Source organism: Amycolatopsis sp. NBC_01480 (genome assembly GCF_036227205.1).
Taxonomy (GTDB): domain Bacteria; phylum Actinomycetota; class Actinomycetes; order Mycobacteriales; family Pseudonocardiaceae; genus Amycolatopsis.
Genome location: NZ_CP109442.1, coordinates 6,862,685 through 6,887,702 on the forward strand (window position 1 = coordinate 6,862,685; position 25,018 = coordinate 6,887,702).

Annotated in this window: 20 protein-coding genes and 1 pseudogene; 12 read left to right on the plus strand and 9 right to left on the minus strand. The window is 71.7% G+C overall.

All coding sequences use genetic code 11. From position 1 onward, the window contains the following. Positions 1–24: 24 nt before the first annotated feature. The 5 genes from OG371_RS32720 (at position 25) to metH (ending at position 8,325) form a co-directional block, all read left to right on the plus strand. Positions 25–1,143 (plus strand): glycosyltransferase family 4 protein, encoded by a 1,119-nt coding sequence (locus tag OG371_RS32720; RefSeq protein WP_329059440.1) that lies wholly within the window; start codon positions 25–27, stop codon positions 1,141–1,143. 59 nt (positions 1,144–1,202) lie between these two features. Further along, complete coding sequence (locus tag OG371_RS32725) at positions 1,203–2,192, plus strand: lysylphosphatidylglycerol synthase transmembrane domain-containing protein (RefSeq protein WP_329059441.1); 990 nt, start codon at positions 1,203–1,205, stop codon at positions 2,190–2,192. A gap of 73 nt (positions 2,193–2,265) precedes the next feature. Further along, positions 2,266–3,786 carry a carboxylesterase/lipase family protein gene (locus OG371_RS32730; RefSeq protein WP_329059443.1) on the plus strand — a complete coding sequence of 507 codons (1,521 nt, stop codon included), beginning with the start codon at positions 2,266–2,268 and terminating at the stop codon, positions 3,784–3,786. 24 nt (positions 3,787–3,810) lie between these two features. Next, positions 3,811–4,401 carry a maleylpyruvate isomerase N-terminal domain-containing protein gene (locus OG371_RS32735; RefSeq protein WP_329059444.1) on the plus strand — a complete coding sequence of 197 codons (591 nt, stop codon included), beginning with the start codon at positions 3,811–3,813 and terminating at the stop codon, positions 4,399–4,401. Between the two features lie 324 nt (positions 4,402–4,725). Beyond that, complete coding sequence (gene metH / locus OG371_RS32740) at positions 4,726–8,325, plus strand: methionine synthase (RefSeq protein ID WP_329059445.1); 3,600 nt, start codon at positions 4,726–4,728, stop codon at positions 8,323–8,325. Positions 8,326–8,377: 52 nt separating this feature from the next. On the opposite strand, the gene OG371_RS32745 is transcribed toward metH, so the two are convergent. Then, on the minus strand, positions 8,378–8,785 hold the full coding sequence (locus tag OG371_RS32745) for a zinc-ribbon domain-containing protein (protein WP_329059446.1): 408 nt from the start codon (positions 8,783–8,785) through the stop codon (positions 8,378–8,380). A 161-nt stretch (positions 8,786–8,946) separates the two neighbouring features. Between OG371_RS32745 and OG371_RS32750 the strand changes: the two genes are divergently transcribed. The 6 genes from OG371_RS32750 to OG371_RS32775 all read left to right on the plus strand — a co-directional run bounded on the left by OG371_RS32750 (position 8,947) and on the right by OG371_RS32775 (position 14,764). Beyond that, on the plus strand, positions 8,947–10,545 hold the full coding sequence (locus OG371_RS32750) for an FMN-binding glutamate synthase family protein (protein WP_329059448.1): 1,599 nt from the start codon (positions 8,947–8,949) through the stop codon (positions 10,543–10,545). 160 nt (positions 10,546–10,705) lie between these two features. After that, positions 10,706–11,902, plus strand: a complete 1,197-nt coding sequence (locus tag OG371_RS32755; protein WP_329059449.1) for a PP2C family protein-serine/threonine phosphatase — start codon at positions 10,706–10,708, stop codon at positions 11,900–11,902. Then, the gene (locus OG371_RS32760) at positions 11,899–13,458 is read left to right on the plus strand and encodes a sensor histidine kinase (RefSeq protein ID WP_329059451.1); all 1,560 of its coding nucleotides are present in this window, start codon (positions 11,899–11,901) and stop codon (positions 13,456–13,458) included. Before OG371_RS32755 ends, OG371_RS32760 begins: the two co-directional genes overlap by 4 nt. Further along, on the plus strand, positions 13,455–13,892 hold the full coding sequence (locus tag OG371_RS32765; protein ID WP_329059452.1) for a response regulator: 438 nt from the start codon (positions 13,455–13,457) through the stop codon (positions 13,890–13,892). Before OG371_RS32760 ends, OG371_RS32765 begins: the two co-directional genes overlap by 4 nt. Positions 13,893–13,937: 45 nt before the next feature. Then, a complete protein-coding gene (locus tag OG371_RS32770) occupies positions 13,938–14,324 on the plus strand; it encodes an STAS domain-containing protein (RefSeq protein ID WP_329073339.1) in 387 nt (128 codons plus the stop codon). Between the two features lie 2 nt (positions 14,325–14,326). Beyond that, positions 14,327–14,764: an ATP-binding protein gene (locus OG371_RS32775; RefSeq protein WP_329059454.1), complete on the plus strand. Its 438-nt coding sequence runs from the start codon at positions 14,327–14,329 to the stop codon at positions 14,762–14,764. Here the strand turns inward: OG371_RS32775 and OG371_RS32780 are convergent. The 7 genes and pseudogenes from OG371_RS32780 to OG371_RS32810 all read right to left on the minus strand — a co-directional run bounded on the left by OG371_RS32780 (position 14,756) and on the right by OG371_RS32810 (position 22,162). Then, positions 14,756–16,378, minus strand: a complete 1,623-nt coding sequence (locus OG371_RS32780; RefSeq protein WP_329059455.1) for an AMP-binding protein — start codon at positions 16,376–16,378, stop codon at positions 14,756–14,758. The genes OG371_RS32775 and OG371_RS32780 overlap by 9 nt on opposite strands. A gap of 82 nt (positions 16,379–16,460) precedes the next feature. Further along, positions 16,461–17,333, minus strand: coding sequence for a hypothetical protein (locus OG371_RS32785; protein ID WP_329059457.1), 873 nt, complete (start codon positions 17,331–17,333; stop codon positions 16,461–16,463). Between the two features lie 163 nt (positions 17,334–17,496). Further along, entirely contained in the window at positions 17,497–19,626 is a 2,130-nt protein-coding gene (locus tag OG371_RS32790) for a transglycosylase domain-containing protein (protein WP_442876012.1), read from the minus strand. 45 nt (positions 19,627–19,671) lie between these two features. Continuing rightward, a pseudogene (locus OG371_RS32795) lies at positions 19,672–20,038 on the minus strand (ABC transporter permease); the annotation flags it as partial. Positions 20,039–20,067: 29 nt separating this feature from the next. Continuing rightward, positions 20,068–20,436, minus strand: coding sequence for a CU044_2847 family protein (locus OG371_RS32800; RefSeq protein ID WP_329059458.1), 369 nt, complete (start codon positions 20,434–20,436; stop codon positions 20,068–20,070). Positions 20,437–20,592: 156 nt separating this feature from the next. Then, a complete protein-coding gene (locus OG371_RS32805; RefSeq protein WP_329059459.1) occupies positions 20,593–21,213 on the minus strand; it encodes a TMEM175 family protein in 621 nt (206 codons plus the stop codon). Positions 21,214–21,280: 67 nt separating this feature from the next. Then, a complete protein-coding gene (locus tag OG371_RS32810) occupies positions 21,281–22,162 on the minus strand; it encodes a LysR family transcriptional regulator ArgP (protein WP_442876193.1) in 882 nt (293 codons plus the stop codon). 40 nt (positions 22,163–22,202) lie between these two features. Here OG371_RS32810 and OG371_RS32815 point away from each other — a divergent pair, with 40 nt between their 5' ends. Further along, positions 22,203–22,838: a LysE/ArgO family amino acid transporter gene (locus tag OG371_RS32815; RefSeq protein ID WP_329059462.1), complete on the plus strand. Its 636-nt coding sequence runs from the start codon at positions 22,203–22,205 to the stop codon at positions 22,836–22,838. On the opposite strand, the gene OG371_RS32820 is transcribed toward OG371_RS32815, so the two are convergent. Next, positions 22,839–24,914 (minus strand): AMP-binding protein, encoded by a 2,076-nt coding sequence (locus tag OG371_RS32820; protein WP_329059463.1) that lies wholly within the window; start codon positions 24,912–24,914, stop codon positions 22,839–22,841. Positions 24,915–25,018 lie beyond the last annotated feature (104 nt).

Below are 25,018 nucleotides of genomic sequence, written 5' to 3' on the forward strand. Positions count from 1 at the left end.
GGCGAACGGGGCAGGGAGGCCAGGATGCGGTTCCACCAGGACGGGCCGGTGGTGTTGGTGCTGCCGGGCAACGTCGACGACCTCACCGAGCCCAGCGGCGGCAACACCTACGACCGCCGGATGTGCGGGAGCCTGCCGGGCGCCGGGACGGCCGTGCTGGAGCTGGCCGTGCCCGGGTGCTGGCCCGAGCCGGGGCCGACGGCGCGGGCACGGCTGGCCGGGGCGCTCGCCGACCTGCCGGACCGGGCCACCGTGCTGCTCGACGGGCTGGTCGCCTGCGGGGTGCCCGAGATCCTCGCCCCGCACGCGCGACGGTTGCGGCTCGGCGTGCTCGTCCACCTGCCACTGGCCGACGAAACCGGGCTTGACCCGGAGCGCGCCGCCGAGCTGGAGGGTCTTGAGCGCGAGACGCTGCGGCTGGCCGGGCTCGTCGTGGCGACCAGTCCGGCTGCGGGGCGGGACCTGGTCCGGCGGCACGAGCTGGACCCGTCCCGCGTGCAGGTCGTGGCGCCCGGCACCGACCGCGCGCCGCTGGCGTCCGGGTCCGACGGCGTTTCCCGCCTGCTGTGCGTCGCCGCGGTGACGCCGCGCAAGGCGCAGGACCTGCTCGTGGAGGCACTGTCCCAAGTGGACGATCTCACGGCCGAGTGCGTCGGTTCCCTCACCCGGGAGCCGGACTACGCCGATGAACTGCGCTGGAACGTCAAGCGGCTCGGCCTCGACGGGCGCGTGCAGCTGACCGGCCCCAGGTCCGGCGCCGCTCTCGACGCCGCGTACGACACCGCGGACCTGCTCGTGCTCCCGTCCCACGCCGAGACCTACGGCATGGTCGTCACCGAGGCGCTCGCCCGCGGCATCCCGGTGCTGGCCACCGACGTCGGCGGGGTCCGCGACGCGCTCGGCACCTCGCCCGGCGGCACCGTGCCCGGCCTGCTCGTGCCGCCCGGTGACGTGGACGCGCTGGCGAGCGCCCTGCGCCGCTGGGCCGACGACGCCGATCTGCGCGACCGTCTTCGCGCCGCCGCGCAGGAGCGCGCCGGCACCCTCGAGGACTGGGACGGCGCCGCCCGCCGGCTCACCGAAGTCCTCACCCATTTCCGTTCTGTGTCCGTGCGGGACACCCGCACCCGGCCGGGGTCATGAACACGCTGTCGCGATGGTGTGTCCACGACCCCTCCAACCCGATCGAGGTGGCCTGAGAAATGCGCACGTTCTGGGTGTGGTTCCGCATCCTCGGCGGCTTCGCCATCCTCGGCGGGCTGGCCTGGCGGCTGGGCACCGGCGCGTTCCTGGAGGGGTTGCGGGTGATCGGCCCGTGGCCGCTGCTCGCCGCGCTCGTGCTGGGCCTGCTGACCACGGTGGCGAGCGCCTGGCGCTGGCGGCTCGTGGCGTCGCGGCTCGGGCTGCGGCTTCCGCTGCGTGACGCGGTGGGCGACTACTACCGCGCGCAATTCCTCAACGGCGTGCTGCCGGCCGGCGTGCTCGGTGACGTCCACCGCGCCGTGCAGCACGGGCGCAAATCCGGTGACGTCGGCCGTGGCGTGCGGGCGGTGGTGCTGGAACGGACGGCCGGGCAGGTGGCGGTCGTCCTCGCCGGGGTGGCCGTGCTGGTCTTACGGCCGGCGGTGGTGCCACCGGTGGCGCACGACGTGCTCGTGGTGTCCGGCGCGGCGGTGCTCACGATCGCCGTGGTGGTGCTGGCGGTGGCGTTCGCCAGTGGGCCGCGGTGGCTGGAGAGCCCGTCACGGTGGCGGCGCGCGTTCGCCGTCTCGATGGCCGACGTGCGCGCCGGGCTGCTCGGCCTGGGCGCCTGGCCCCGGGTGACGGCGCTTTCGCTGCTCGCGCTCGCCGGGCACCTGACGTTGTTCGTCGTCGCCGCGCGGGCTGCCGGCGTGACGGCCTCGCTCACGACCGTGCTGCCGCTGCTCGTGCTCGCGCTGCTGGCGATGGGCCTGCCGGTGAATGTCGGCGGCTTCGGACCGCGAGAAGGCGTTGCGGCGCTGGCATTCGCGGCGGCCGGGCTCGGCGCGCAGCTGGGCCTGACTGTGGCCGTGGTCTACGGCGTGCTCGGCCTGGTCTCCAGCCTGCCCGGCGGCGTGCTGCTGCTCGGCCACTGGCTCGGCAGCCTGCGCCGGACGTCGGTGCAGGCGGTTCGGCAGGTAACCGCTCGTGAGTGTCTATGCCGGTTCTAACCGTCATGAACACTCACGAGCTCTGATCGGCCCCGGCCCGAGTGGATCAACACCGGCGCTCTACCGTGCTCCCGTGCGGTTCGTGGTGGTCGTCTTCCTCCTGCTGGCCGCCTCGGCCTGCGCTTCGTCCGATGCGGCCGTGGGCGGGGGAGCCGTCGTGCGGACGACGGCGGGGCAGGTGCGCGGCACTGTCACCGAGGATTACCGGCTGTTCCAGGGCATTCCGTATGCCGCGCCGCCGGTGGGGGAGCGGCGGTGGCAGCCGCCTGCGGTGCCCGTGCCGTGGTCCGGTGAGCTGGACGCGACCAAGCCCGGGCCGCGGTGTCCGCAGGACAAGCCCGTCGACGGGGCGGCGACGAGTGAGAACTGCCTGTCGCTGAACGTCTGGACGCCGAAGAACGCCGGCCGGAGCCCCGTGCTCGTGTGGATTCACGGGGGCGCGTTCGTGAACGGCGGCGGCGACCGTTACGACGCGCGGGACCTGGCCACCCGCGGCGACGAGGTCGTGGTCACCGTCAACTACCGGCTCGGCGCCCTCGGCTTCCTGGCCGACCCCGCGCTGGCGCCCTCGGGCGAAGCCGGCAACTACGGGCTGCAGGACCAGCAGCAGGCCCTGCGCTGGGTGCGCGACAACATCGAGGCCTTCGGCGGCGACCCCGGGGCGGTGACCATCGCCGGCCAGTCCGCGGGCGGCATGTCGGTCTGCGACCACCTGGTGGCGCCGGGCTCACGCGGGCTGTTCCGCGCCGCGATGATCCAAAGTGGACCCTGCCAGGCGCAGGCGACGCTCGCCGGCGCGGTCAAGTCCAGTGTGGACTACACCAGCCGCCACGGCTGCACGGACCGGGCGACCGCGGCGGCCTGCCTGCGCGCGCTGCCGGTGGCGGACCTGCTGGACGCGCCACAGTTCTTCGCGGTCGCCGGGATCGGCATGCCCGGCCCGGTGGTCGGCGGCTCGGTGCTGCCGGTGGCGCCGCTCGACGGGTTCCGCCGCGGCGCGGCCGTGCCCGTGCCGGTGGTGGTGGGTACGACGCACGACGAGTTCACGTACTTCCTCGCGGAGCAGGTCGCGGCCACGAAGAAACCCCTGACACCGGACGGTTACGTCGCGGCCCTGACCACCGTCTTCGGCGACGGCGCTTCGGTGGCTTCGCACTACCCGCTCGCGTTGTTCGGCGGTGACGCTTCGCGCGCGTACGCAGCGGCTGTCACCGACAGCGGCTTCTCCTGCGCCGCGCAGGACATGGCGACGGCGCTGGCCGCGCGGGCACCGGTGTGGGCGTACGAGTTCAACGACCCGACGTCACCGGCCGCCGCCACGATCCACGCGCCGTTCCCGCTCGGCGCTTCGCACACGTTCGAGCTGCCGTACCTCTTCCGGTTCGACGGCCAGACAGGCCCGCTCTCCCCGGCGCAGCAACGGCTTTCGGACCAGATGATCACCAAGTGGACCGGGTTCGTGCGCTCGGGCGCCCCGCCGGACTGGCCGCGGTCCGGCGCCGTGCAGACGTTCCGCGCGGACGGCGTCGGCGTGACGAACTCCTTCGCCACGGATCACCGCTGCGCGTTCTGGAGCGGCTTCCCCCGGCGCTGACCCGGTTCCGGCAGGATGTCCGCCATGACGGTGACCGCAGCGGATCTCGACGTCGTCCTCGGCTGTTTCGACCAGGCGCTCCGGCGGGTCGTCGACCGGGACTGGACTCGCCAGGCCGGGGACGTCGAGTGGGACTGCCGGCACACCGCCGAGCACGTCGGCGACTGCCTGCTCTCCTACGCCGCCCAGCTGGTCACCGCGCCGGTCAAGGGATACGTGCCGATGCTCGCCACCGTGGAGGACGGCGCCTCGAACGCCGACGTGCTCGACGTGGCGCTCACCGGCGGGCGGCTGCTTGCCGCGGCCGTGCGGACGACCGGCCCGGAGGTCCGCGCCTTTCACCCGACCGGCCTAGCGGACGCCGCGGGCTTCGCCGCCATGGGCTGCGTCGAGCTGCTGATGCACGGTGAGGACATCGCCACCGGCCTCGGCGTGCCGGAGCGGATCGACCCGCCGCGCGACGTGTGCGCCCGCGTGCTCACGCGGTTGTTCCCGGAACAGCACGTCGAAGGCGACGCCTGGCAGGCGCTGCGCTGGTGTGCGGGCCGGATCGAGCTGCCGGGACGGCCACGGCGTACCGGCTGGAAATGGCGCGGCGCCCCCTTCGATGAGTGACCGGCCGCCTCGTCGGGTGAAGACGAGCGGCGCGGCGCCCCCTTCGGCGAGTGACCGGCCGCCTCGTCGGGTGAAGGACGGGCGGCGGGGCGCCCCCTTCGACGAGTGACCGGCCGCCTCGTCGGGTGAAGGACGAGCGGCGCGGCGCCCCGCTCGGTGAGTGACCGGCCGTCTCGCAGGGTGAACGCGGCTGCCCCGCCACGGTCACATCCGGTAGTCTTGACAGCCAGGTCGAGAGGCGCTGCAACGGACCAGGCGGTCCGCCACGCTCGGCCGCTCCGTTCGTGAAAGGGCGCCTCCGTGACCGATACGGAGGTGGCCGGTATGACGCAGAGCCTGCGGGACCTGCTCGACGAGCGAATCGTCGTCCTCGACGGCGCTTGGGGCACGATGCTGCAGGGGGCCGGGCTCACCCCGGCCGACTACCGCGCCGAGTGGCTGGACGGCCACGAGAAGGACGTCACCGGCGACCCGGACCTGCTCAACCTGACCCGCCCCGACGTGATCCTCGACGTGCACCGCCAGTACCTGGCCGCGGGCGCGGACGTGACCACCACCAACACCTTCACCGCCACCAGCATCGGCCAGGCCGACTACGGCCTGCAGGACCACGTGCGCGAGATGAACCTGCGCGCCGTGGCGCTGGCCCGCGAGGCCGCCGACGAGTTCGGCGGCCGGTTCGTGGCCGGCTCCATCGGCCCGCTGAACGTCACGCTCTCGCTCTCGCCGCGCGTCGAGGACCCGGCGTACCGCGCGGTTACGTACGAGCAGGTGAAGGCCTCGTACGCCGAGCAGATCAAGGCGCTCGCCGACGGCGGGGTCGACCTGCTGCTGATCGAGACGATCTTCGACACCCTCAACGCCAAGGCCGCGATCACCGCCGCCCGCGAGGTCGCGCCGGAGCTGCCGCTGTGGATCTCGGTGACGATCGTCGACCTGTCCGGCCGCACGCTCTCGGGCCAGACGGTGGAGGCGTTCTGGAGCTCCATCGCGCACGCCGAGCCGCTGGTCGTCGGCGTGAACTGCTCGCTCGGGGCCCAGGAGATGCGCCCGCACGTCGAGGAACTGGCGAAGATCGCGGGCACCTACACCGCGTGCCACCCGAACGCGGGCCTGCCCAACGCGTTCGGCGGCTACGACCAGACGCCGGAGGAGACCGGCGGCATGCTCGGCGAGTTCGCCGGCGCCGGCATGGTCAACATCGTCGGCGGCTGCTGCGGCACCACGCCCGCGCACATCGCGAAGATCGCCGAGGCGGTCAAGGGGCTGGCGCCGCGCGAGGTGCCCAGCACCGGGCACCAGACGCGGTTCAGCGGGCTCGAGCCGTTCAAGATCAGCGCCGACACCGGGTTCGTGATGATCGGCGAGCGCACCAACGTGACCGGCTCGGCGAAGTTCCGCCGGCTGATCGAGGGCGGCGACCACCAGGCCGCCGTCGACGTCGCGCTGGAGCAGGTGCGCGGCGGCGCGAACCTGCTGGACGTGAACATGGACGCGGACCTGCTCGAGTCCGAGGAGGCGATGACCACCTTCCTCAACCTGATCGCCACCGAGCCCGAGGTCGCGCGCATCCCGGTGATGGTCGACAGCTCCCGCTGGCGCGTGCTCGAAGCCGGGCTGCGCTGCCTGCAGGGCAAGGGCGTGGTCAACTCGATCAGCCTCAAGGAGGGCGAGGGCCCGTTCCTGGAGCAGGCCCGCCGCATCCGCGACTACGGCGCGGGCGTCGTGGTGATGGCGTTCGACGAACAGGGCCAGGCCGACACCGCCGACCGCAAGGTCAGCATCTGCGGCCGCGCGTACGACCTGCTCACCCAGAAGGCCGGGTTCGCGGGCGAGGACATCATCTTCGACCCCAACGTGCTGGCCGTGGCCACCGGCATCAGCGAGCACAACGGCTACGCGAAGGCGTTCCTCGAGGCGCTGCCGCGGATCAAGGCGCGCTGTCCGGGCGCGCACACCTCGGGCGGCATCTCGAACCTGTCGTTCTCCTTCCGGGGCAACAATGTCGTGCGCGAGGCGATGCACTCGGCGTTCCTGCTGCACGCCGTGCGCGCGGGCCTGGACATGGGCATCGTGAACGCCGGCCAGCTCGCCGTCTACGAGGACATCCCGAAGGACCTGCTGGAGCTGGTCGAGGACGTGCTCTTCGACCGCCGCGAGGACGCGACCGACCGGCTGGTCGAGTTCGCCGAGACGGTGAAGGGCAGCGGCACCAAGCGCGTCGTCGACCTGTCCTGGCGCGAAGCCCCGGTGGCGCAACGCCTTTCCCACGCGCTTGTGCACGGCATCGTCGACTTCATCGAGGACGACACGGAGGAGGCGCGGCAGTCGTTCGAGCGGCCCCTCCAGGTGATCGAGGGCCCGCTGATGGACGGCATGAAGATCGTCGGCGACCTGTTCGGCTCCGGGAAGATGTTCCTGCCGCAGGTGGTGAAGAGCGCGCGCGTGATGAAGCGCTCGGTGGCGTACTTGGAGCCGTACATGGAGGCGGAGAAGGAGAAGATGCGCCTCGAGGGCCGCATCGACACCTCCCGCGGCCAGGGCAAGGTCGTGCTCGCCACGGTCAAGGGCGACGTGCACGACATCGGCAAGAACATCGTCGGCGTGGTGCTGGGCTGCAACAACTACGAGGTGATCGACCTCGGCGTGATGGTGCCCGCGGCCAAGATCCTGGACACCGCGGTGGCCGAGAGCGCCGACGCGGTCGGGCTGTCCGGGCTGATCACCCCCTCGCTCGACGAGATGGTCAGCGTCGCGACCGAGATGCAGCGCCGCGGCCTGAAGCTGCCGTTGCTGATCGGCGGCGCGACCACGTCCAAGCAGCACACCGCGGTGAAGATCGCGCCGGCCTACGACCACACCACGGTGCACGTGCTCGACGCGTCACGGGTCGTCGGCGTGGTCTCCGACCTGCTCGACACCGACCGCGCGGACGCGCTCGCCACCGCGAACCGCGCCGATCAGCAGCGGTTGCGCGAGCAGCACGAGAACCGGCACAGCACGCCGCTGCTGACCGTCGAGCAGGCCCGGGCGAACCCGGAGGCGGTCTCGTTCGACGAGATCCCGGTGCCCGACTTCACCGGCATCCGCGTGCTGGAGCCCTCGATCGCCGAGCTGCGCGAGATGGTCGACTGGCAGTTCCTGTTCCTGGCCTGGGAGCTGAAGGGCAAGTACCCGGCGATCCTGGACCAGCCCGTCGCGCGGGAGCTGTTCGACGACGCGAACACGATGCTGGACGAGATCATCGCGGACGGCTCGTTCACCGCGCGCGGCACATACGGCTTCTGGCCCGCGCACGCCGAGGGCGACGACATCCTGCTCGAAGGCGAGTACGCGGACTTCAGCTTCCCCATGCTGCGTCAGCAGACCAAGAAGCCCGACGGCCGAGCGAACCGCTGCCTGGCCGACTACATCGCGCCCGAGGGCGACCACCTCGGCGGCTTCGCGGTCGCCATCCACGGCGCCGACGAGCTGGCCGCGCACTACGAGGCCGAGCACGACGACTACCGCGCGATCATGGTCAAGGCGCTGGCCGACCGGCTGGCCGAGGCGTTCGCCGAGTACATCCACCTGGAGGCCCGGCGGCGCTGGTTCGAGCCGGACGTCCAGCCGGACCTGGCCGACCTGCACGCGGAGCGCTTCCGCGGCATCCGCCCGGCGCTGGGCTACCCGGCCAGCCCGGACCACAGCGAGAAACAGGACCTGTTCACCCTGCTGGACGCGGAAAACCTCGGCATCCGGCTCACCGAGTCGTACGCGATGATGCCGGCCGCCGCGGTGAGCGGGCTGATCTTCGCCCACCCGGACTCGCGGTACTTCACGGTCGGGCGCCTCGGCCGCGACCAGGTCGAGGACTACGCCCGGCGGCGCGGCCTGGACCTCGACGAGATCGAGCGCTGGCTGCGGCCGAACCTGGCCTACTGAGGCCCTTCACGGCGAAGGGGGCTCTCGTGGTGAGAGCCCCCTTCGCTCGTGCTTACTGACCCTGGTGCTGCTGCGGGTACTGGCCGCCCGGCGGCAGCTGCTGCTGACCCTGCGGGTACTGGCCCGGCTGCTGGCCCTGGGGGTACTGCGGCTGCGGGTACGGCCCGGACTGCGGCTGCTGCGGGTACTGGCCCGGCTGGCCCTGGCCCTGCTGTTCCAGCCCGCCCTGCTGCTGCGCCACGATCTGGTCGGCCTGCTCGCGGGTGATCCGGTTCTGGCCGCCGCAGAAGGTGCACTGCGTGAGGTACTTGACGCTGATCGGGAAGAGCGGGATGAAGAACAGCGTGAACTTCGTGACGCGCTTGAGCACCGCGTGCGCGGCCGGATTGCCGCACCGGCCACAGAGGAAGGTCGCCAGCACCAGCTGGAACATCCTCGTCCGGTAACCCCAGATCACCATCGTGCGCTCCTGTACTCGAAACAGTCCGGTGGACAGTGTCACAGAGACGTCCCGCGCTGCGCGGCGGTTCCCGGGAAATGCTCGTGAGTGTTTATGACGGTTCTAACCGGCATGAACACTCACGACCTGCGCGGCAGCGGGACGGCGGCTAGTTTCTCCCCGTGGTCGGAATCAGCGCGGTGAGGTTCGGCGCGGTGGCGCTGCTCGGGCTCGTGGCCCTCGGCGGCGTCGCGCTGGTGGTGGCGGTCTCGCCCTGGTGGTGGTTCCTCGCCGGGCCGCTGCTGGTGCTCGCGCTGACCGGGGTTTACGACCTGGCCCAGCGCCGGCACTCGGTGCTGCGGAACTACCCGGTGCTCGGGCACGCCCGGTTCCTGCTGGAGGGCATCCGGCCGGAGCTGCAGCAGTACTTCGTGGAGCGCAACTTCGACGGGCGGCCGTACGACCGCGATGTCCGCAGCATCGTCTACCAGCGCGCGAAGGGCACGGACGCGGAGGAGCCGTTCGGCACCGAGCGCGACGTGTACGCCGACGGCTACGAGTTCCTGGTGCACTCGATGGCGCCGGTCAAGGAGCCGGAGACGCCGCCTCGGGTGCGCGTCGGCGGGCCGGATTGCACGAAGCCGTACGACATGTCGTTGCTGAATGTCTCGGCGATGAGCTTCGGGGCCTTGTCCGCCAACGCGATCCTGGCGCTCAACCGCGGCGCGGCGCTCGGCGGGTTCGCCCACGACACCGGCGAGGGCGGGCTCAGCGAGTACCACCTGCGCGGCGGCGGCGACCTGATCTGGGAGGTCGGCACCGGCTACTTCGGCTGCCGCACCGCCGACGGGGACTTCGACCCGGGCGCGTTCGCGGACAAGGCCGCCCAGGACGCGGTCAAGTGCGTCTCGCTCAAGCTCTCGCAGGGCGCGAAGCCCGGCATCGGCGGGGTGCTGCCCGGCAGCAAGGTCAACGCCGAGATCGCCCGGGTCCGTGAGGTGCCGGTGGGGCAGACGGTGATTTCCCCGCCGTACCACCGGGTCTTCTCGACGCCGCGCGAGCTGGTGCGGTTCGTGGCGCGGATGCGGGAGCTGGCGGGCGGCAAGCCGACCGGGTTCAAGCTGTGCGTCGGCTCGCGGCGGCAGGTGCTGGCGCTGTGCAAGGCGATGGCGGACGAGGGCGTGACGCCGGACTTCATCATCGTCGACGGGTCCGAGGGCGGCACCGGGGCGGCGCCGCTGGAGTTCGCCGACCACCTCGGCACGCCGCTGACCGAGGGCCTGATCACCGTCCACAATGCACTCGTCGGGACGGGTCTGCGCGACCGGATCCGCTTGGGCGCCAGCGGCAAGGTGGCGACCGGGGCGGACATCGTCAAACGGCTGCTGCAGGGCGCCGACTACACCAACGCGGCGCGGGCGATGATGTTCGCCGTCGGCTGCATCCAGTCGCAGCGCTGCCACACGAACAAGTGCCCGGTCGGCGTCGCCACCCAGGACCCGCGCCGCGGCCGCGCGCTCGAAGTCGGCGACAAGTCCGAGCGGGTGCGGCGTTACCAGGCCTCGACCGTCGAAGGCGCCGTCCGGATCATGGCCGCGATGGGCGTCTCGGACCCGGCCGGGCTTTCTCCGCACATGCTGCGCCGCCGGCTCGACCCGCACACCGTCCGCTCGTACGGGGAGCTTTACGACTGGCTCGAGCCCGGCCAGCTGCTGGCCGAGCCGCCGCAGGACTGGGCCGGGGACTGGAAGGCGGCCGACCCGGACCGGTTCACCGTGTAACGCGCTCCGGTGTATCGGTCCGGATTCGGGGCATAGGCCGATCGTGGTCCCGGGGCTAGGCTGAGCTGAGGTTGACGGGACAGGGCATGGTCCGGAAAGGCTGGATGTTCTGTCGAACGATGCTCTGTGGAACACAGTAGAGCGGGATACCACGCCGATGATGTCCGCCGACCGTCTGGGCGCCCCGGGCTTCCGGCTGCGGGTGCTGCTGATCGAGGACGACGACGGCGACGCGCTCCTGGTCGAGGAGATGCTCGCCGACGCGAAGCTCGCCACCACGCTCGCGCGGGTGCGGACGCTGGCCGGGGCGCTGGCCGGGCCGGTCGCCGTCGACTGCGTGCTGCTGGACCTGCAGCTGCCGGACGCGATGGGGCTGACCGGGCTGACCCGGCTGCTACGGCACACGCCCGGCACCGCCGTGGTGGTGCTGACCGGCCAGGACGACGAGGCCACCGGGGTCGCGGCGGTCGCCGCCGGCGCCCAGGACTACCTGGGCAAGGGCCAGGTCGACGGGCCGTTGCTGGGCAAGGCGCTGCGCTACGCCTGGGAGCGCAAGCGCGCCGAATTGGCGGAGCAGCAACTGCTCCAGCAGCAGCTGCTGGCCAGTGAGAACGCGCGCCTGGAGCGCGGGCTGCTGCCGACGCCGTTGCTCGCCGACCGCCACCTGAGCCTGGCCGCGAAGTACCGGCCCGGCCGCAACGGCTCGCTGCTCGGCGGGGATTTCTACGACGCCATCGAGCTGCCCGACGGCCGGGTGCAGCTGGTGATCGGCGACGTCTGCGGCCACGGCCCGGACGAGGCGGCGCTGGGCGTCGCGTTGCGCATCGCCTGGCGCGCGCTGGTGCTGGCCGGGCTGCCGACGGCCGAGGTGCTGGCCACCGTCGAGCGGGTGCTGGTCCACGAGCGGATCCGGCCGCTGTTCGCGACGCTGTGCATGGTCGAGGTCGCGCCCGGCCGCGATTCGCTCCGGATGAGCCTGGCCGGGCACCCGCCGCCGCTGGTCGCCACGCGCGACGGCGGCGGGCACCTGCTGCCAGGGGAGAAGCTGGGCGTGCCGCTCGGCCTGATCCCGGACGCGCGGTGGGATCCCCTCGACGTGGCGCTGGAGCCGGGCTGGTCGCTGCTGCTCTACACCGACGGGGTCTTCGAGGGCCGGGTCGGCGAGGGCCCGGCGCGCCTGGGCCACGAGAAGATGGCGGAGCTGCTCCTGCGGCTGCTGCGCGAGGCCGGTCCGGATGCCGACCGCGGCGTGGTGCTGGACCGGCTGATCACCCGCGTCGAGGAGCTGAACGCGGGCGCCCTCGACGACGACGTCGCCCTCGCCATGCTCACGCACGTTCCGGAGGCGGGCGGATGAACGGGGGCGCGGAATCGTCGTGGCCGATCCGCCGCTGGGTCACGCTGATCGCCATGACCGAGGCCGTGCTGCTGCTCGCGGCGCTCGCCGGCGGCGGGGTCGCGCTCACCAACCTGAACGGCGCCCGCACCCGGCTGCTGGACGAGACCGGGCCACAACTGTTGCAGGCCAACGCTTTGGCGCAGTCGCTGCTCAACCAGGAGACCGGCATCCGCGGGTACCTGCTGACCGGGCAGCGCGATTTCCTCCAGCCCTACATCGACGGCCGGCAGGCCCAGACCGACGCGGCGGAGGCGATGCGCGGCCTCGGCGCGACACCGGGCACGGAGACCGGCAACGACCTCGAAGGCGTGCTCCGGGCGGCGAAAGCCTGGCAGGACGTGGCCGCCGCGCCCGGCCTGGTCGGCTCCGACCGGCCGTCACCCTCGCAGGCGGACCGCGGCAAGACGCTGTTCGACCAGGTCCGCGCGAGCCTGGCGACGCTGAACGCGCACCTGTCGGCCGCCCGCGACACCGGCCGTGACGCGCTGAACGGCGCGTCCCAGGTGCTCACCGTGGCGCTGGCCGTGATCACCGTGCTGGTGGTGCTCCTGTTCGTGCTGCTCTACCTGTGGCTGCGCCGCACCATCACCCGGCCGATCACGCGGCTGGCCGAGGAGGTGCGCGTGGTCTCGGACGACGACCTGCACCACCCCGTGCTCGGCAGCGGGCCGCGTGAGCTGGTGAAGCTGGGCGCGGACGTCGAGGCGATGCGGCAGCGGATCGTCGACGAGGTCAGTGCACTGGAGCGCGCACACGCCCTGCTCGACGTCCGGACCCAGGCGCTGGAGCGATCCAACTCCGACCTGGAGCAGTTCGCGTACGTCGCCTCACACGACTTGCAGGAGCCGCTGCGCAAGGTGGCGAGCTTCTGCCAACTGCTGGAACGCCGGTACAAAAGGCAGCTGGACGAGCGTGGCGAGCAGTACATCGCCTTCGCCGTCGACGGCGCGAAGCGGATGCAGAGCCTGATCAACGACCTGCTCTCGTTCTCCCGCGTCGGCCGGCGCACCGGCGAGCCGGTGGTCCTCGACTCGGGCCGGCTGCTCGACCAGGCGCTCGCCAACCTCGCGGCGGTGCTCGAGGAGGCCGGCGCCCGGGTCGAGCGCGGCGAGCTGCCCGAGGTGCGCGGCGAGGAGTCGCTCCTCACCGCGGTGCTGCAGAACCTGGTGAACAACGCGCTGAAGTTCCACGACGACGAGCCGCCCGTGGTCCGCGTCGAAGCCGAGCGCGACGGTGCCGTGTGGCTGTTTTCCGTCACTGACAACGGAATCGGCATCGAAGAGCAGTACGCCGACCGCATCTTCGTGATCTTCCAGCGGCTGCACAGCAAGACCGCCTACGCCGGGACCGGCATCGGGCTGGCCATGTGCCGCAGGATCGTCGAGCACCACGGCGGGCGGATCTGGCTGGACACCGCGTACACCGGGGGCAGCCGCTTCCGCTTCACCCTGCCCGTGGTGGCCCAGAAGTCCACAGTGGACTCATTGCCCGGGAGCCGGAAAGAGGACGCATGACCGAGAGCTTCGGCCCGATCGACATCCTGCTCGTCGAGGACGATCCCGGCGACGTGCTGATGACGCGGGAGGCGTTCGAGCACCACAAGATCCGCAACCCGCTGTACGTGGTGTCCGACGGCGTCGAGGCGCTGCAGTTCCTGCGCCAGGAGGACCCGTACGCCGACGCGCCGCGGCCCGGGCTGGTCCTGCTGGACCTGAACCTGCCCCGCAAGGACGGGCGCGAGGTGCTGGCCGAGGTCAAGGCCGCGCCCGAGCTGCGCTGCATCCCGGTGGTGGTGCTGACCACCTCCGAGGCCGAGGAGGACATCCTGCGCAGCTACGACCTGCACGCCAACGCGTACGTGACCAAGCCGGTGGACTTCGACCGGTTTGTCGAGGTCGTCCGCCAGATCGACGATTTCTGGGTCACCGTCGTCAAGTTGCCCCGCTGAGCCGGTGGCGTGCGCGCGGTTGTTGCTGCACGATTGACATTCGTGATGTCTTCCCGGGATATTCCCGCCGCCCGCCCGGACAGCGGCGAGCTCCAGGTCACCGTGCGCTGGCGCGGTGACGCGGCGGTGGTGGCCGTGGCGGGTGAGATCGACCTGGTCACCGCGCCGGAATTCGACGAGGTCGTGGCCGGCGTCGTGGACCAGGGCCCGGCGGTGCTGGTGGTCGACCTGTGCGCGGTCTCGTTCCTCAGCTCGGCCGGCCTGCAGGTGCTCGCGGGCGCCCACCGGCGGCTCGGCGAGCGCGGCCTGCGGGCGGTCACCACCTCGACCGTCACGTCGAGGCCGTTCACCAGCACCGGCCTGGACACCTGGATCGGGCTGTTCGGCTCGGTCGACGAGGCGCTGGCCGCCACCCCGGGAACGGGGGAGTGAGCGTGCCGGTGACCGACGACGGCGCCTTGCCGGTCGCGCCCTTGCGCTGCGACGGCGTGCCGGCCGAGCCCCGCGCCCTGCGCACTCTGCGCCACCGGCTCACGGCGTGGGCGCTGGCGGCCGGCATCGAGCCGGACCTGGCCCAGGACATCGCGCTGGCCGGATACGAGGCGCTGGCGAACGTCGCGGACCACGCGTACCAGAACAACCACGGCGGCCTGGTGGACCTGGAGGCCTCGCTGGACGGCGGCCGCGTCGAGGTCGTGATCACCGACCACGGCCAGTGGCGCCCGCCGGTGGCCGACTCGGCCCGGGTGTCCTTGCGCGGGCGCGGGTTGATGCTGCTGCGCGCGAGCGCGGACGCCGCGGAGATCACCCCCGGCGCGGACGGCACTGTGGTGACCCTGGGCTGGAACCTGCCGGTCCCGTCGTCACACTGACGGGCTCGGCACCCCGGCCGCGCGGCGGCGCAGCAGGTAGCGCTGCACCTTGCCGGTCGGATTCCGGGGCAGGGCCTCGACGAACTCCAGCCGCCGCGGGTATTTGTACGGCGCGGCAAGGGATTTCGCGAAGTCCTGCAGTTCCGTGGCCTTGGCGGGCGATGGCGTGACACCCTCGCGCAGCACGACGTACGCGGCCACCACCGAGCCGCGGGCCTCGTCCGGGGCGGCGACCACCGCGCACTCCATGACGTCCGGGTGGCGCAGCAGTACTTCCTCGACTTCGGGGCCGGCGATGTTGTAGCCCGAGGACACGATCATGTCGTCGCTGCGGGCGCGGTAGTGGAAGTAGCCGTCCTCGTCGCGGGTGTAGGTGTCGCCGGTGAGGTTCCAGCCGTCCTGCACGAACACGGACTGGCGGTCGTCGGCGAGGTAGCGGCAGCCGGTGGGGCCCTGCACCGCGAGCCGGCCCGCGGTGCCGTCCGGGACCGGGTGGCCGTCCTCGTCGACGATGCGGGCGCGGTAGCCCGGCACGACGCGGCCGGTGGAGCCCGGGCGCGCGTCGCCGTCGGCGGCGGAGATGAAGACGTGCAGCATCTCGGTGCTGCCGATGCCGTCGATCAGCCAATGCCCGGTCGCTTCGTGGAAGTCGGTGGCCACCGCGGCCGGCAGCGCCTCGCCCGCCGACACCGCGCGCCGCAGCCCGCGCAGCAACGGCTTTCGATCGGAAGCCAGGATCGCGCGGTACGCGGTGGGCGCGGTGAACAGCACCGTGACGCCGTGCGCGGCCGCCAGCTCGGCCAGCTCCAGGGGAGTGGCCCGCTCGACCAGCAGCGTGGCCGCGCCCGCGTGCAGCGGGAACACCAGCAGGCCGCCGAGCCCGAAGGTGAACGCCAGCGGCGGGGTGCCGGTGAACAGGTCGTCCGGCTCCGGCTTCACCACGTGCCGCGAGAAGGTGTCCGCGATGGCGATCAGGTCGCGGTGGAAGTGCATGGTCGCCTTCGGGCGGCCGGTGGTGCCCGAGGTGAACGCCAGGATCGCCACGTCGTCGGCGGCCGTGGCCACGTCGTCGAACGTCGGCGGCTGCCCGGCACAGCGGGCGGCGAGGTCCTCGGGCGAGTCACCGCCGTACGCGAGCACGGGCAGGTCGAACGTCTGCAATTCCCCGGTATAGCGGTGATCGGACAGCGCGAGCGCCGGCGAGGCGGCCTCGATGATCTTCGTCAGCTCGTGCGCGCGCAGCATCGGCATGGTCGTGACGGCGACCGCGCCCGCCTTCAGCACGCCCAGCCAGCACGCGGCCAGCCACGGGGTGTTCGGCCCGCGCAGCAGCACCCGGTTGCCGGGCACCACGCCCAGCCCGGCCAGCGTCCCGGCCACCTGGTTCGCGTGGGCCAGCAGCTCGCCGTACGTCCACGTGGTGTCCGCGGACAACACCGCGCGACGCTCGGCGCCCCAGCGCGCGCCGGCGCCGTCCAGCAGCCGGGTCGCGGCATTGAGACGTGCGGGGTAGGCCAGCTCGGGCAGGTCGAAGACCAGCTCCGGCCACTGTCCGGCGGGCGGCAGGTTGTCCCGGCAGAAGGTGTCCACGTGGGCACTGGGCGAGAGCGGCACGGTAAACCTCGCTTCCGGTGCAGTCCGGCACCAGAACGCCACTGTAATACAGTTTACGATCGTCAGGAAGACGCAACAACGCTCAGTCCGTGGCGGGTGGTTTCCACACGTTGTCGCCCGTTGTGGTGACCGGGACGGGTGCGGTTTCCGTTGTGCCGTAATGGCCTGGTGGCAGCTTCCGCCGCTGTTGCGCGATGATCACCGCGGCCTGGAGCGCGAGGCACAGTGCCACGTAGCCGACGATCAGCCCGGTGAAGGCGTGCGGCTGGCGGCCTTCGTTGATGACGTCGAAGATCACCGGCACCGAGTAGATCGCGGGTGTGCTGGCCAGGATCGCCTCGCGGCGCAGCAGTCCGTCCGCGGCGAGGGAGCCGTCGTCTTCGGCGAGCACCGGCTGGCGCAGCGTGCTGCGCAGCACTACGCCGGTGCAGATCGCGCCCACCGCGAGCAGGCCGAGCCAGCTCCACGCGTACGTCCGCGCCCCGGCGGCGAACATCGACACCGCCAGCGCGGCCCCGCCGGCGAAGGTGACGGCCGCCGTCGCGACGTACCAGCCGTCGACCACTCCCGTCGGCCGGGCGACACCGGTGAGGGGATGGGGCACCAGCTCGACGAGATTGCGCTCGCGGAGCCGGCGGGCCCGCCACAGCCCGACCTGGATGGCGGCGTAGATGAAGAACATCGGGACGCTCTCGGTCATCTCCTCCCTGCGCACGCCCGGCAGCCACTCCAGGCTCAGATACGCCAGGGTGCCCACGACGGCGAGTACCGCGTACACCGGAAATGTGCGGAGCCACGTGCCGGGCGCGAGGTGGGCCGCGATCCGGATGGACAGCAGCCGCGTCGGCCGGTCCACCTCGACCCCGTGCCGGCGCAGCCACCTGCGCCCGGCGTCGAGCTCCGCGGACGACGGTTCGGCCGGCAGTCTTCGCCGGCGCGCCAGGAAGTTGTTCATGGCCTCACTCCCCCAGAAATCGGCCATCGGATACCCGATGGTCACACGATGGCCGAAACCTCGTCAACCACGCGGATCGACCGGGATGCAAGCGTGACCAGCGGGTTCCGGGGGAGCGCCGCCACTCCCGCCGCCGGGCGGCGAGGGGAGTGGCGGGCCGGGCTCAGGAGCGGGCGTCGAGGTAGGCCGGGTCCGGCGGCGGGATCGGGATGTCGGGCTGGCCGGCCAGCAGGTTGCTCATCGAGCTGAAGTACGGCGGCGCGGCGACCGTGCCACCGAACGCGCCGTGCCCGCAGTTGCCGAGGTGCACCGGGGTGCCCGGGCAGATCTCCGCCGGGTGCGGGCCGTCGGCGAAGACCATCGAGGACACCGCGTAGTTGTCCACCCCGCCGACGAACGCGACCGACTCGCTCTGCTGCGTGGTCCCGGTCTTGCCGATGTCGGGCCGGGTCCAGCCGGCGTTGCGCGCCGCGCTGGCCGAGGTGCCGATGGTGGTGTCCTGGCTGAGCCCGGACTCCAGCGTGGCCGCGACGCCCTGCGGGATCACCTGCTCGCAGGCCGGCTGCTGGACCGGCACCGGCTGCCCGTTCCGGTCGGTCACCGACAGGATCGGGTCCGGCGTGCACCAGGTGCCGCCGCTCATCAGCGTGGCCGACACGTTCGCCATCTCCAGCGGGCTGACCGGGCTGTTGCCGAGCGTGAACGACAGCAGGTTCTGGAAGTACGACGACTGCGGCTGGTTGTACTGCGGGTTCTTCGACAGCGCGTTGCCGGGGTCGGTGATCGGCGGGTTGCCCGCGTCGTTGGTCGCCAGGGTGTTGCGCAGCCCCAGTTTCCGCGCCATGTCCAGCACCGCGGGCATGCCGACCTGGCTCTCCAGGCCGACGAACGCGACGTTCGGCGAGGTGGCCAGCCCGTTCGCGACCGAGATCGGGTCCGGGTAGTTGGTGCCGTCGTTGCTGACCGGGTAGCAGTGGGTGTACTGGTTCGCGTTCGGCGGGGTGAAGCAGTTGCTCATCGGGTTGGGCAGCGGGGTGTTCAGCCCGGCCTTGCCCGCCACCATCGCGGCGGCCGTGGTGAAGATCTTGAACGAGGAGCCCGCGCCGAACTTGTTGCTGGCGTCGGCCACGATGTCGGTGGAGGTCTCGCCCTGCGCCGGGTCCGTGCCGTAGTTGCGGTTCGCCACCATCGCGAGCACCTGGTGCTGGCTGCTGCCCGGCTGGATCACGGCGAAGGTGTTGGCGACGCCGTCCTGCGTGGTCGGCACGTTCGCGTCGACCGCGTCCTTCACCACCTGGCTCACGTGCGGGTCCATCGAGGTCTTGATGACGTAGCCGCCGGTGTCGATCTGGTCGGCGGTGAGGCCGGCCTTCTCCAGGTAGTTCACCGCGTACGTGCAGAAGAACCCGGCGTCCGGCGCCGCGCCCATGCAGGTGCTCGGCGGCGTCTGCGGTTGGGTGCCGACCACGCCCAGCGGGGTCGCCTTCGCCGTGGCCGCGTAGGCCGCGGGCAGCGAGTGCGCGGTCACCATGGAGTCGATGACCACGTTGCGGCGTTTGAGCGCCTGGTCCGGATGGCTGTACGGGTTGTAGACGCTCGGGTTGTTCACCATCCCGGCGAGCAGCGCGGCCTGCGGCACGGTCAATTTGTCCGCTGTGGTCCCGAAATACGCTTGCGCGGCGGCGCCGATGCCGTAGACGGTGCCGCTGAACTCGACCACGTTCAGGTAATCGGCGAGCACGTCGTCCTTCGACACGGTCTGGCTCACCTGCACGGCCATCTTCGCCTCGCGCAGCTTGCGCGCCAGCGAGTCCTCGCGGTCCTGCGCCTGCGCGTTCTTGTTCCCGCGGTCGACCACGTTGATCAGGTAGTTCTTCACGTACTGCTGGGTGATCGTCGACGCGCCCTGGACGTTGCCGCCCGAGCTGTTGTTGACCGCCGCGCGCAGCATGCCCTGCGGGTCGACGCCGCCCTCGGTGTAGAAGCGGCGGTCTTCGATGTCGACGATCGCGGCCTTCATCGTGGTGGCGATCTGTGCCGCGGTGACCGGAACGCGGTATTGCGAGTACAAAGTCGCGATCGCGCCGCCATTCCGGTCCGTCACCGTTGTCACCAATGGCGGATCCGCGTGCGCGAGATCGGCCGAAATGGTGTCGACCGAATCGCTGACCTGATTGGACAGAACACCGGCGCCGATCGCGACCGGCGCCATGGTGCCGGCGACCAGGATCCCGGCCAGCACACACAATCCGAGAAACGGGGCGATCCCCCTGCTGCGAGCCACGGATGCCACGCTAGAACCGCCCGGGTGAGAAGAGCGTGGGGTGAGACGTTTCTTTCATCGGGCCAACCTTCCCAGCAGAGCCGACGCTACGCCGATCGCAATAGCAGAGGCACCTACTAAGACGCCGAAGTCCAGCCCGAGGTTGGCCGGTGTGCCGATAAGCAACCCGCGCAGGGCATCCACCTGATAGCTCAGCGGGTTGGCGTGGCTGAGCACCTTGAGCCGGCCGGGCATCAGGTTCACCGGATAGAGGGCGTTGGAGCCGAAGGACAACGGCATGGTGATGGCCTGCCATGGCCAGCAGCCGCAGCGGGTCCGCGGTCGGCCCGAGGCCGAGGATCGCGGACAGGATCAGCACCATCAGCGCCTGCACGAGCGCGCGCACCCCGGCGGCGAACGCCTTGGCCGCGACCAGCGCGGCCGGTGATTCCCGGATGTCCGGTGGGGCGCTCAGGCGGGTGGAGCGGGTGGCGCCGGATCGGCTGGCTCGGCCGGCTGCCGTTTGCCCGCGGACCATTCCAGCGACAGCTTGAAGTTCGCCTCCGTGGCCGCTTTCGCGATGACCACCCCGGCCTCGGCGGTGAGCTTCACGCCGAACTCGATCTTCACCGTGTCCGGCGGGGTGGCCAGGTCACGGATCTGGTGCAGCACCGTGGCGACAGCCGGTTTCACCCGCCGCAACGCCTCCTCGAGCGTCTCGGCGGAGTCGCGCACCACCGAGCCGGCCCGGCCGACCCGCTGCAGGCGCTGCTCGTCCTCGGCCACCTCGACCAGCACGGTGCTGCCGTCTTCCAGCGGCATTTCCACGACGGTGCCCACGGATCCTCCTGGTGCAGTCGGTCTTCGCCTCATCCGCACAGGCCAACTTATTACCGGAAGTGCCGGACCGGTGGCAGAACCGGACCGCGGGGACCCGTTTGCCGGAACCGGACCGCCGAACCCCGTCAGGACCCGTTAGCCGGACGCAGCGACCCGTCAGGACCCGTTCGCCACAGCTGAGCGTGGCTTGATCCAGCGGGCGATCCACTGCGCGGCCGCGACCAACAGCAGCGCCCAATAACCGAGGTGGGGCCAGATCGCGCCCACGATGAAGGACACCAGGAACGCCGAGCTGGTCAGCACGGAGTTGATCAGCCCCTGGTCGTCGACGGGCGGGGCGTCGCCGCGGACTTCGGGGCTGCGGCGGATGACCAGCACCATCGCGGTGTAGCAGAGGCTGTTCACCAGGATGGTGCCGATGTAGAACAGCACGGCGAACCGGCTGGTCTGGAAGCCGCCGACGATCTGCGTCGGGAAGGGCAGCAGGGCGACCGTGAAGATCCAGCCGAAGTTCAGGTAGACCAGTGCCGTGTTGTAGGCCTGGACGTGCTCGAAGATCTGGTGGTGGGCGTACCACAGGCGCGCGATGACCGCGAAGCTCAGCAGGAAGGTGTAGATCTTCCACTGGTTGTCAGTGAAGACCTGGATCGCCTCGGCGTGCTCGGCGCTCAGCTCCGGCACCAGCTCCGAAAGCGGCAGCACCAGCAGGGTCAGGGCGATGGCGGCGACGGCATCGGTGAAGAACACCAGCCGTTCGGGGGACCTCGTCTTCTCCACCGCGCGATCCAACCACCCCGCGCCGCAGGCCCGTCCGCGGGGGTGGAGTGTCCACTGAGGACGTCGGTCAGCGGGCCAGCGCCCGGGCCGCCGCGCGGGTGACGGCCGCGGCCACCGCGGCCAGCGCCGGCGAGTCCAGCTTCCACTGCTGCCAGTACAGCGGCACGTCCACCGGCCGGTCCGGCGCCAGGTCCACCAGCGGGCCGCGGCGCGCCAGCTGGGCCTCGGGCACCATGCCCCAGCCGAGCCCCGCGGCCACTGCCTCGGCGAACGACTCCGAAGCGGGCACGTAATGCCGCGTTCCACCCGAGGTGGGACGGCGGGTGAGGCCGCGCAGGAAGCGGTCCTGAAGGTCGTCCTTGCGGTCGAACAGCACGGCGGGCGCGTCGACGAGCGCGCGCGGGCCGTCGCCGAGCCAGCGTTCGGCGAACTCCGGCGACGCCACGGCGCGGTACCGCATCCGGCCCAGCCGCGTGGCCGTGCAGCCCTGCACCGGGTGGGGCGCGGACGTCACCGCCGCCATCACCAGTCCCTCCCGCAACAGCGCGGCGGTGTGGTCCTGGTCGTCGCTGCGCAGGTCGAAGCACACCCGCAAGTCGCCGGGCAGGTCGGCGAGCGCGGGCAGGAACCAGGTGGCCAGCGAGTCGGCGTTGACCGCGATCGGCAGCGTCGTCGGCGCGCCCGCCTCCGCCAGGCCCAGCTCCGCCCGGGTGTCGGCCTCCAGACGCGTGAGCTGGCGGGCGAACCGCACCAGCACCGCGCCGGACTCGGTGAGCCGCACCGGTTTCGACCGCTGGACCAGCACCCGCCCGGTGCGCTGCTCCAGGGCTTTCACCCGCTGGCTGACCGCCGACGGCGTCACGTGCAGCGCCGCGGCAGCCGCGTCGAAGGAGCCCTCGTCGACGACGGCGAGCAGCGTCCGGACCTGGTCGAGCGGCAGATCTGACATCACGATCGCTAATACTACGTAAGAATCTTTAGCTGGCCTCATGAAGGGCGGCGCGCTTACGTTCGACGGCGTGCTTCCTGTCCTCGCCGCCGGTTTCGGCACCAGCCTGTCCCTGATCGTCGCCATCGGCGCGCAGAACACCTTTGTGCTCCAGCAAGGCCTGCGCGGTGCCGCCGTGGTGCCGGTCGTGCTGGTCTGCGCGCTGTCGGACGCGGTGCTGATCGCCGCGGGGGTCGGCGGGATCGGCGCCGTGCTGGGCCGCTGGCCGGCCGCCGTCGGCGTGATCGGCGTGGCCGGCGGGCTGTTCCTGCTGGCGTACGGCTTCCTCGCCGCGCGCCGAGCGGTCCGGCCGGGCGCGCTGACCACCGGCTCGACCGAGGTGAAGTCCTTGCGCCGCACCGTGTTCACTTGCCTCGCGCTGACCTGGCTGAACCCGCACGTGTACCTGGACACCGTGCTGCTGCTCGGTTCGGTGGCCGCGGGGCACGGCGACGGCCGCTGGCTGTTCGGCGTCGGCGCGGTGCTGGCGAGCGCGTTCTGGTTCTGCGCACTGGGTTTCGGCGCGCGCCGGCTCGCGGGCGTGTTCGCGCGACCGGGCGCGTGGCGGGTTTTGGACGCGCTGATCGCCGTCACCATGGCCGCGCTCGGCGTCACGATGATCGCGGGACAGCTGTGATCAGGTTTGGGGCGAAACCGGCCACATGTCGTCGTTCAGCAGCCGCTTGAGGATCTTGCCGGTCGCGTTGCGCGGCAGCTCGGTCACGAAGAACACGTCCCGCGGCACGGCGAAGCGCGCGAGCTTCTGGTGGATGTAGTGCTGCACGTCCTCGGCGTGCATCCGCGCGCCGTCGCGGAGCACCACGTACGCGGCGAGCCGCTGGCCGTACTCGTCGTCGGGCACGCCCACCACCGCGGCGTCGGAGACCCCGGGCAGCGAGACGAGCGCTTCCTCGACCGGCCGCGGGAACACGTTTTCGCCGCCGGAGACGATCATCTCGTCGGCGCGGCCGGTGATGAACAGCCGTCCGCCGGCGTCGGTGTAGCCGATGTCGCCGGTGGCCATCAGGTCCTGCGCGCGCGGCACGCTGGAACCGTTGGTGTAGCCGTCGAAGAGCATGTCGTTGCCGACGAAGATCTGGCCCTCGTCGCCGGGCGGCACGAGCTTGCGGTCCTCGTCCAGCACGGCGATCCGGGTGCCCGGCGGGCAGCGGCCCGCGGTGGTCGGCGCGGCGCGCAGGTCGGCGGGGTCGGCGATGCTCGCCCAGGAGACCTCGGTGGAGCCGTAGAAGTTGTAGAGGATGTCGCCGAAGGTGTCCATGAACGTGGTCACGAAGGTGCCCGACATCGCCGAGCCGCTGCTGGCCACGATCCGCAGTGACGACAGGTCGTACCGGCTGCGCACGCGCTCGGGGAGGTCCTGGATGCGCTGCAGCATGATCGGCACGGCGAACAGCGCGTCGCACCGGTGCTCGGCGATCATCCGCAGCGTCTGCTCCGCGTCGAACCGGCGGATCAGCGAAAGCTCCGCGCGCAGCGCCATGCCGACCTGCATCGCGGCCAGGCCCCAGCTGTGGAACATCGGCGCCGCGACGGCGATCTTGTCCCTGGCGCGCAACGGGATCCGGGCCAGGATGGTCGCGGCGGTGCCGAGGCCCTTGGGCGTGGGGCGGCGCGCGCCCTTCGGCGCCCCGGTGGTGCCGGAGGTGAGCACGACGATCTGGCCGGGCCGCTCGCTCGGCTTCGGTCTGGTGGACGGGGTGTCGTGGATCAGCTCCTCGACGGTGCGGTAGCCCTGATCCGCGTCGTCCCAGGTGCTCACGCGCGGGAAGTCGCCGCGCACGTCGGAGATGGTCCGCGCGAACTCGTCGTCGGCCAGCACCGCGGCGGGGCGGTGGTCGGCCAGCACGTCTTCCACGGCGCTGGGGGACAGGCCGGTGTTGAGCAGGATGACGTCGGTGCCGAGCTTGCTGCAGCCGACGAACGCCTCGATCATCGCCGCGTGGTTGCGGCACATCAGCGCCACCCGCTGGCCGCCCCGGACGCCGAGCTTGGCCAGCGCGTTGGCCAGCCGGTTGCTGCGCTCGTCGATCTCGCGGAAGGTGCGGGTGTTGCGCTCGTCGTGCACCGCGACCTCGTCGGCGCCGCGCGCGGTGGCGGCCAGGTAACCGCCGGCGACGGTGGCGCCCCACTGCGAGAGCGAGTTCAGCTGGCGGACGACCTTGTCCGGCCGTCCCGCGGCGATCACGCCCGCGCGGACCAGGACGTTCGCCGTGCGCAGCGCGGTCGCGCGGTCCTGCGGGGGCGGGTCGGCGGCCTCGCCCGCGAGCTGCTGGTCGATCCGCCGCGTCAGGTCCTTGAGCAGGCTCTTGACCGCGGAGCGGGAGAAGAAGTCCCGGCGCTCCGGCGGTAAGGAAGGAAGCATCAGGCGCAGCACGATCTCCGTGCGGCCGCCTTCGATCGCGCGCAGCTCGAACGAGACCCAGTTGCGCTCGTCGGGCAGCCCGCACCAGACCACGTGCTCGTTCGGCCGGTACACCACCGCGTGGATGGTGCCCTCCACCAGCGTCTCGCGGTCCGGGGCCAGCCGGATCAGGCATCGTGGGCCGCGGCCGCGCGCGGCCGGTTCGGTTACTTCGCACCAGCTGATCGCCGGCACGAACCTCGGGTACAGCTCGGGCGACCCGATGATCTGCCACACCTGGTCGGGCGGATGCCCGGCCATCGCGCTCGCCTCGACTACATCGTCTCGCATGCGATCCGCCTCAGTCGCCGTGCGCGTTCTGCTCCCCGGTTCCCACCGGACACGCGTTCAGGTCCGGGGCACGCTATCAGCAAATGGGGCAGCTCTGGTACTCC